This window comes from Inquilinus sp. OTU3971 (assembly GCF_038440215.1).
Genome location: NZ_JASATH010000267.1, coordinates 1 through 8,471, shown reverse-complemented (window position 1 = coordinate 8,471; position 8,471 = coordinate 1). Strand labels below are relative to the sequence as shown.

The window sequence follows — 8,471 nt, the reverse complement described above, 5'->3', positions numbered from 1 at the left end:
CAGCAGCTGCTGCAGCGCCTGCAGCCGCTCGTCCTTCGCCGCCTCGGGCAGCTGGTCGTCCCGCGCCGCGGCCGGGGGGCCGGGGCGGGGGCGCGCCCACGCCGGCATGGCCGGCGCCATCACCGCCCAAGACATCGCCCGGCAGAACATGGTCAACTTTACCCGCGGGATCGAGAGCTCGGCCGATCAGGCGGGATTGCGCTTCCTGGCCCAGGCCGGCATCCCGGCCGACGGCATGCTCAGCTTCCTCAAGCGCATGCAGGATGCCGAGCTGGCCCGCCCGACCGGCTCGGAATACACCCGCACCCATCCGCTGACGCAGGACCGGATCGAGGCGGTGCAGGAGGCGGTCGACAAGTCGCCGCTGCGCGGCCGCCCCATGCCGGCCGGTTACGACGACATGTTCGCGCGGATGCGGGCCAAGCTGTTCGGCTTCACCGAGCCGCAGAGCGTGGCCCGGGTCTATCCGCCCAGCGACACCAGCATCCCGGCGCAATACGCCCGGGCGATCGCGGCCTATCGCAACAACATCTTCGCCGACGCGCTCGGCCGCACCGACGCGCTGATCAAGGCCGAGCCGCGCAACCCCTACTATCTCGAGCTGCGCGGCCAGATCCTCCTGGAGACCGGGCGCCTGGCCGAGGCCCGGCCCTATTACGAGCGCGCCCTGGCCCTGTTGCCGGGCGAGCCGCTGCTGCTGATCCCGCTGGCCCAGACCAAGATCGACCGCGGCTCGGATGCCGAGCTGCGCAGCGCCATCCGCGACCTGGAGAGGGCCAGCGTCGACCCGGAGCAGACGCCGCCGATCGTCTGGCGGCTGCTCGGCACCGCCTATGGCAAGGTCGGCGACATGGGCAAGGCGGCGCTGGCCCTGGCCGAAGACAACCTCGCCCGCGGCGACCGGCGCAACGCCCGAGCCCAGGTCGACCGGGCGCTGCAGCTGCTGCCGCGCGGCTCGCCCGGCTGGCGCCGGGCCCAGGACCTGCAGCGGCAGGCCGAGGACCGGCCGGGTTAGTGCATGGCGCCGCGGTCGAATTGTCGCCCGAGCCGTGTAACGCTTGATCATCCCGTCGCGAAAGGCGACTAGTGGGACATGCTTCAGCGAAAGGATTCCCCGATGCTCCGCCCCCGCCTCGCCAGCCTGGCCGTCCTCGCCGCGGTGGCGGTCGCGACGCCGTCGGTGTTTGCCCAGCAGACCCCGGCCCCCGCCCAGCCGGCGATCGACCCGGCGCAGAAGGACGCGATCGAGCAGGTCGTGCGCGACTACATCCGTGCCCATCCGGAGATCGTGGTCGAGGCGCTGGACGCCTACCAGGCCAAGAAGGACGAGGAGGAGCGCTCGGCTCAGGCCAAGATTCTGACCAGCCGGGCCGAGGAGATCTTCCGCAGCGCGACCTCGCCGGTGATCGGCAACGCCCAGGGCGACGTCACGCTGGTCGAGTTCTTCGATTACCAATGCGGCTACTGCAAGCGGGCCCAGCCCGACCTGGAGCGGCTGGTGAAGCAGGATGGCGGGCTGAAGGTGGTGCTGAAGGAGTTCCCGATCCTCGGGCCGGCTTCGGTGACCGCGGCCCGCGCCTCGCTGGCGGCGCAGATGCAGGGCAAGTATCTCGACTTCCACACCAAGATGATGGGCCTCAAGGGCCAGCTGACCGACGACGTGATCTACGAGACCGCCAAGCAGGTCGGGCTGGATGTCGACAAGCTGAAGCAGGACATGAACGATCCGGCGGTGGTGGCGGAGCTGCGCGCCAACATGGACCTGGCCCAGGCGTTGGGCGTGCAGGGCACGCCGGCCTTCGTCATCAACGACCAGATCATCCCGGGCGCCGTCGGCTTCGACGCGCTGAAGGCCCAGGTCGACAAGGACCGGGCGGGCTGAGGCTGGACACGCTCGCGTAGGTTGGGTTCGCCGCTGGGCGAACCCAACATGGTGCCGATGTCGCGATGTTGGGTTCGCGATGCGAACCTAACCTACGATTTCCGGACGGCCGGAGCCTCCTCATCGATGAGGTCGAGGCGGGATTCCAACTCGCGGATGGCACTGCGCTGGGTCAGGACCTGGACGCCGAGCCAGACCATTGCGGCGATCATCAGCAGGAACACGATCGGGTCGATCATGGACGTCTCCTTGCGCTGAGACGGATGGGGGAATGCGAGGGTCAGGCGGCGGGGCCGCCGAGCGCCCGCAGGATGGCGCCGGCGATCTCCGGCGCATGGCCGGTAAGGCCGCCTTCGAGCCGGCCGTAGAGCAGGAACACAGCCGGCTGCAGCACGCAGCCGAAGGCGATGGCGGTGGCCAGCCGGGGGTCGGCGATGATCACCGCACCCTCGCGGATGCCGTCGGCAACCACGGCGCCGATGACGTCGCCGGGATTGGGTTCGCCCACTGCGAAACTGGGCAGCGCCCGGTGCTGGACGATCAGCAGGAAGCGGAACAACGACGGGTCGCGGTCGTGCAGCCGGCAGCAGGCCTCGACCATCGCCCGCATCCGCGCGGCGAAGCCGGTCAGGCCCTCCTGCGCCGCATGGACCTGGCGGCCGAGCTCGACATAGCGGTCGGCGAACAGCCCGGCCACGAACTCGTCCTTCGAGGTCAGGTGGCGGTACAGCGCCGCCTCGGTGACGCCGACCGCGGCGGCGATGTCGCGCACCGAGGTGCCCTCGACGCCGTGCTCGGCGAACAGGCGGATGGCCGCCTCCTCCATCCGCGCCCTGGTGTCCCTGCCCTTGCCGGCCATGTTCGTGACTCAAGAAGTTAGTAATCGTTAACTAACTTATGGTGAAGCAGGCAGAGATGTCAATCCCGCCCGATCGTCGGGAATGCTCAAAAGCGTCGCGGGCGTCCGGGTCAGCCCTCGGCGGCCAGGAACCGCAAAATCGCCTCGGCGACGGCGTTCGGGGCTTCGCGCTGGGGGAAATGGCCGATCCCGGGCAGCACGTCCCGTTCGTAGCGGTCGCGGAAGAACTGTTCCTTCCCGGCCGAAGTCGAGGGGTCGTTGCACGGGTCGGAGCCGCCATGCAGGACCAGGGTTGGGACCGCGATCTCCGGATTCCCGGCCAGCCGCGCCTCGAGCTCCTGGTAGCGCGGGTCGCGCGGCGCCAGGCCCCAGCGCACCCGGTAGGAATGCAGCACGACCTCCGCCCAGTCCGGGTTGTCGAAGGCCGCGGCCGTGTCCTCGAACTCCGCGTCGGACAGCTCCCAGCCCGGGGTCCAGATCCGCCAGATATGGTGGGTGAAGCCGCGGCGGTCGTTGCGCACCAGATCGGCGCCGCGGTCGAGCGCCATGTACCAGTGGTACCAGTAGTTCTGGACCTGGGTCAGGCTCAGCTCCTGGTCCGGCGAATTGGTGCCCCAGCCGACCGACATGGCGATGCAGTGCGAGATTCGCTCCGGTGCCAGGGCGCTGACGATGTAGGCGGCGCGGGCGCCCCAGTCGTGCCCGACCACCACAAAGCGATCGAGATCCAGCGCGTCGGCGAAGTCGAGCACATCCTGCCCCAGCGCCGAGAGCTGGCCCGAGCGCATGGTGGCGGGGTCGCGGAAGGTGGTGCCGCCGAAGCCGCGGAGATTCGGCGCCAGGGTGCGGAACCCGGCCTCGTGCAGCGTCGGCAGGACCCGGTCCCAGGTGCCGAGATGGTCCGGCCAGCCGTGCAGCAGCACCATCGGCCGGCCGTCGCCGGGCCCCGACTCCTCATAGGCGATGCGCAGCAACTCGGTGTCGACGGACGCGGTCCGGGTCACGGCCTTCTCCCTGGCTTCGGGCTATTCCTTCACGGCGCCGGTCATGCTGGAGACGTAGTGCTCGACGAAGAAGGAATAGAGCAGCACCACGGGCAGCGAGCCCAGCAGGGCGCCGGCCATCAGGGCGCCCCATTGGTAGGTGTCGCCCTGGACCAGCTCGGTCAAGACCCCGACCGGCACGGTCTTGCGCTCGGAATCCGAGATGAAGGTCAGGGCGTAGATGAACTCGTTCCAGGACAGGGTGAAGGCGAAGATCCCGGCCGAGATCAGCCCGGGCACGGCGAGTGGCAGGGTGATGCGGCGCAGGATCTGCAGCCGCGAGGCGCCGTCGATGATGGCGCATTCCTCCAGCTCGAACGGGATCGAGCGGAAATAGCCCATCAGCAGCCAGGTGCAGAACGGCACCAGGAAGGTCGGGTAGGTCAGGATCAGCGCCCATTGGCTGTTCAGCAGGCCGAGCTGGCCGAGCTGGACCGCCAGCGGGATGAACAGGATCGAGGGCGGCACCAGATAGGCCAGGAAGATGGCGAGGCCGACGATGCGCGCCCCGGTGAAGCGCAGCCGCTCGATCGCATAGGCGGCGAGGACCGAGCAGACCAGCGCCAGCGTGGTCGACCCGACCGCGATCACCATCGTGTTCCACAGCCAGGCCGGGTACGAGGTCTCGAACAGCAGGAACTGGATGTGCCGCAGCGTCGGCTCGGCCACCCAGAGCGGGTTGAAATCCTTGTAGTTGTAGAGCTCGGCGTTCGATTTCACCGAGGTGATTGCCATCCAGTAGAACGGGAACAGCAGCACGAAGACGAACACCGCGAGCGGCAGGTAAACCGTCACCACCCGGCGCGGCAGGCGCTCCAGATAGCCCATGCCGCCTTCGTCGCCGACGACATCGCTCTTGATCGCCATCAGTCGCGCCCTCCCTGCTGCCAGCGCTGCCGCTGCAGGCCGAAATAGCTGAACATCACCGCCGCCAGCAGGAACGGAATCATGGCCGAGGCGATCGCCGCCCCCTCCCCCAGCTGGCCGCCGGGGATGGCGCGCTGGAACGACAGGGTCGCCATCAGATGGGTGGCGTTCAGCGGCCCGCCGCGGGTCAGCACATAGATCAGCTGGAAGTCGGTGAAGGTGAACAGCACCGAGAAGGTCATCACCACCGCGATGATCGGCGACAGCATCGGTAGGGTGATCCAGCGGAAGCGCTGCCAGTTGGTGGCGCCGTCCAGCACCGCCGCCTCGTACAGCGATTGCGGAATGGTCTGCAGCCCGGCCAGGAGCGTGATGGCGACGAAGGGGATGCCGCGCCAGATGTTGGCGGCGATCACCGAGGCGCGGGCGTTGGCGACGTCGCCCAGGAAGTTGATCGGCCCGTCGATCAGCCCGAGCTGGATCAGGGCCCAGGAGATCACCGAGAATTGGGCGTCGAAGATCCACCAGAAGGCGATGCCGGACAGGACGGTCGGCACCACCCAGGGCAAGAGCACGATGGCGCGCAGGAAAGCCTTGAACGGCACGTGCCGGTTCAGAAGCAGCGCCAGCCACAGGCCGAGCACGAATTTGAACAGGCTGGCGACGGTCGTGTAGAGGATGGTGTTGAACACCGACAGCCAGAAGATCGAGTCCTCCCAGAGGAACTCGTAGTTCTCGATGCCGATCCAGATGCCGGGACGGCCGAGGCGCGTGTCGGTGAAGCCGAGATAGACGCCGAGGCCGAGCGGATAGGTCAGGAACAGCAGCAGGACCACCGCGGCCGGCAGCAGGAAGGCCAGCCCCAGCGCGTTGCGGCTTTCCATCATCCGCGCCATCCACGACGCGGTCGGGGGCGGCGATCTTCGCTGCGCGATCGTCGACATCTGTCCTCCACTCATGCGGCAGCATTCCGCGCGCTACCGGCGCGGGACGGCCGGGTCCAATCCTTTGACGGTGTCGAGCCCGATCGCGCCGGTCAGGATCGCCTGGCCGAAATCCGCCCCGGTGGCGTCGGCGTCGGTGAGATCCGCCCCGGTGAGGTCGGCGCCGGAGAAATCGACATGCAGCAGGCTGGCCCCGGTGAAGCGCACGCCCTGCAGCTTGGCGAAGCGGAACCAGGCGCGCCCGAGATCGGCCCGGGTGAAGTTGGCTCCCTCCAGCCTGGCGCTCGAGAAATCGGCCCGCATGATCCCCATCGACTGGTTGCGCATGTCGACCGCCAGCCTGGCGTCGGTGAAGTCGGCCCCGCGCAGGTCGAAGCCGCCGAAGCGGGCGATCACCCGCGCCCCGACGAACTTGGTGCGGAGGAAGACCGGGGCCTCGGCCGGATTGGTCTGCATGCCCGAGGCGACGACCAGCCCCTGGACATTCGCGCCGGACAGGTCGGCCTCGGTGAGGTTCGCGCGGATCACCCAGGCGAGGCCCAGATTGGCGCCGGTCAGGTCGGCCCCGGTCAGGTTGCTGTCCTCGAACTTGACCGCGAACAGATCGGCGCCGGCGAAGTTCACCCCCGACAGGTCGAGCCTGCTGAGATCGACCTTCTGCAGCGACTTGCCGGAGAAATCGGCCGGCGCGGCCGGGGAGGCGCGGGATAGCGTCGCGACGACCTGGTCCCGCGTCAGATCGGCGCTCCAGCCCGGCGCGGCCAGGGCGGCGAACAGCACCACCAGCACGATCCGACAGCCGAACACCATTCTCCCTCCCCAGCCGGCCGGTCACGTCACGGCCGACAGCTTACACCCGATAGTACCGCTCGGCCCGCTTCTGGGCGCGCGCCGCCGCGTCCTCCGGCGTGCGCTGGCCGGTGGCGGCCTCGGCGACCATGTTGACGACGATGTAGTCCGCCATCGCCGCCGCCGAGGCATAGCCCAGGGGGCCGGCATAGCCGTTCGGGCGCAGCCGCTCCGACGCGCCGGCATAGGCGGCGTGGTTCGGGTCGGCCTTCCAGATCGGGTGGTCGGCATAGCCCTTCAGCGGCTGGCAGCAATAGCCGCTGGCCGCCTCCATCCAAGGGAAGAACTGCTCCTTCTCCCACATGAAGCGGAGATACTCCTTCGCCGCGTTCGGGTACTTGGTGTAGTTGAACACGATCGCCGAGGTGGTCTGGCACAGTTCCACCGGCTTGCCGACAGGGCCGACCGGCAGCGGCACGCAACGGATGTCCTTGGACATCTCCTTGAGGTTGGCGTCGTTCTTGGCCGCGTAGTACAGCGACACGCCGTTCGCGGTCAGGCTGACCTCGCCGGACAGGAAGGCCCGGTTGTTGTTGCTGTCGAGCCAGGCCTCGGTGCCGGGGATGAAGGTCTTGTACAGCTCGGCCGCATATTTCAGCCCGGCGATCGTCTCCGGGCTGTTGATGACGACGTTGCCCTGCTCGTCGACCATCCTGCCGCCATGGCTCCACATGATCCAATGGCCGAAATTGTTGCCGTCGCCGACCGCGTTGCCGAGGGTGAAGCCGGCCGGGTGGCCGATCTCCTTCAGCTTGCGGCACAGCGCCAGGAAGCCGTCGGTGTCCTTCGGGAATTCGGAGAAGCCGGCTTCCTTGACCCAGCTCTCGCGGTAGCAGATGGCGTTGCCGATCGCCGCCAGCGGCAGGCCGATGAACTTGCCGTCACGCTGGGCGTAGCCCTGCAGGCCCTCGTACCAGCCGCCGTATTTGTTGCCGAGATAATTGGCCAGTTCGGAGACGTCGAGCAGCTTGTCGGGATAGAGCTGGGCGTCGTCGAACCAGACCAGCACGACATCGGGCCCGCTGCCGACATTGGCGGCGACCGCCGCCTTCGGCCGGATGTCCTCCCAGCCCTCGCTGTCGACCCGCACCGGGACGCCGTATTTGTCGCTGAACGCCTTGGTGTTGGCCAGCCACTGGGTCTCGTCGCCCTGGACGAACTTGGCCCAGCGCAGCACCCGCAGCGTCGCGCCCGATTCCGGGGTGTAGGACAGGTCCTGGGCATAGGCCGGGCGGACCAGGCCGGAGGTACCGAGAGTGCCGGCAGCGGCCAGCCCCGCCCCGGTCTTCAGAACGTCGCGCCGCGTGAACTCAGCCATGTTTCCTCTCCCGTCTGTCTTTGCTTGAAAATCGGTGTCTGAAAGCCGCCGCCGTCAGAGGCGGCGTTCGGTCTCCGCGTCGAACAGGTGGACGCGCCCGACATCGGGCTGCAGCCGGATGGTGTCGCCGGGGCCGAAGCTCTGGCGCTGATTGAACATGGCGCAGATCTCCTGCCCCGCCATGCGGCCGTAGACGAAGGTGTCGTCGCCGGTCGGCTCCATCACCTCGACCTCGGTCGGCAGCCCGGCCCCGTCGGCGGCGACGCGGAGATGCGACGGCCGCACGCCGTAGCGCACCCGCTTCCCGGCCTCGACCTTCGCCCCTGCGGGCAGTGGCAGCAGCGTGCCGTCGCCGGCGCGGACGCCGCCATCGGCCACAGTGCCGTCGATGAAGTTCATCGCCGGCGAGCCGATGAAGCCGGCGACAAAGACATTGGCCGGGTTGTCGTAGAGATGCAGCGGCGCGCCCGCCTGCTCCACCCGCCCGTCGCGCATCACCACGATCTGGTCGGCCATGGTCATGGCCTCGACCTGGTCGTGGGTGACGTAGATCGAGGTGGTCTTCAGCCGCTGGTGCAGCAGCTTGATCTCGGTGCGCATCTGCACCCTGAGCTTGGCGTCGAGGTTGGACAGCGGCTCGTCGAACAGGAACACGGCCGGGGGGGGGGGGGGGGGGGGGGGGGGGGGGGGGCGGGGGGGGGGGGGGGGG

10 protein-coding genes are annotated in these 8,471 nt (G+C 68.6%); 2 read left to right on the top strand and 8 right to left on the bottom strand.

Annotation, left to right across the window (positions count from 1 at the left end):
- Positions 1 to 1,015 (top strand): tetratricopeptide repeat protein (locus AAHM41_RS37150; RefSeq protein WP_342241671.1); only part of this gene is annotated, 1,015 nt, incomplete at its 5' end.
- A 102-nt stretch (positions 1,016 to 1,117) separates the two neighbouring features.
- Positions 1,118 to 1,882: a DsbA family protein gene (locus AAHM41_RS37145; RefSeq protein ID WP_342241670.1), complete on the top strand. Its 765-nt coding sequence runs from the start codon at positions 1,118 to 1,120 to the stop codon at positions 1,880 to 1,882.
- Between the two features lie 92 nt (positions 1,883 to 1,974).
- Here AAHM41_RS37145 and AAHM41_RS37140 read toward each other — a convergent pair whose 3' ends face one another.
- From AAHM41_RS37140 to AAHM41_RS37105, 8 genes are all read right to left on the bottom strand, one after another.
- Entirely contained in the window at positions 1,975 to 2,121 is a 147-nt protein-coding gene (locus AAHM41_RS37140) for a hypothetical protein (protein WP_342241669.1), read from the bottom strand.
- 41 nt (positions 2,122 to 2,162) lie between these two features.
- Positions 2,163 to 2,741, bottom strand: a complete 579-nt coding sequence (locus tag AAHM41_RS37135; RefSeq protein WP_342241668.1) for a TetR/AcrR family transcriptional regulator — start codon at positions 2,739 to 2,741, stop codon at positions 2,163 to 2,165.
- 110 nt (positions 2,742 to 2,851) lie between these two features.
- Entirely contained in the window at positions 2,852 to 3,745 is an 894-nt protein-coding gene (locus AAHM41_RS37130; protein ID WP_342241667.1) for an alpha/beta fold hydrolase, read from the bottom strand.
- A 21-nt stretch (positions 3,746 to 3,766) separates the two neighbouring features.
- Positions 3,767 to 4,651, bottom strand: a complete 885-nt coding sequence (locus AAHM41_RS37125) for a carbohydrate ABC transporter permease (protein ID WP_342241666.1) — start codon at positions 4,649 to 4,651, stop codon at positions 3,767 to 3,769.
- Complete coding sequence (locus tag AAHM41_RS37120; RefSeq protein WP_342241665.1) at positions 4,651 to 5,538, bottom strand: carbohydrate ABC transporter permease; 888 nt, start codon at positions 5,536 to 5,538, stop codon at positions 4,651 to 4,653. The genes AAHM41_RS37125 and AAHM41_RS37120 overlap by 1 nt, the downstream gene beginning before the upstream one ends.
- A 90-nt stretch (positions 5,539 to 5,628) precedes the next feature.
- A complete protein-coding gene (locus AAHM41_RS37115; protein WP_342241664.1) occupies positions 5,629 to 6,405 on the bottom strand; it encodes a pentapeptide repeat-containing protein in 777 nt (258 codons plus the stop codon).
- Between the two features lie 40 nt (positions 6,406 to 6,445).
- On the bottom strand, positions 6,446 to 7,762 hold the full coding sequence (locus AAHM41_RS37110) for an ABC transporter substrate-binding protein (protein WP_342241663.1): 1,317 nt from the start codon (positions 7,760 to 7,762) through the stop codon (positions 6,446 to 6,448).
- Positions 7,763 to 7,816: 54 nt separating this feature from the next.
- On the bottom strand, positions 7,817 to 8,471 hold a 655-nt coding region (locus AAHM41_RS37105; RefSeq protein ID WP_342241662.1), incomplete at its 5' end, for an ABC transporter ATP-binding protein.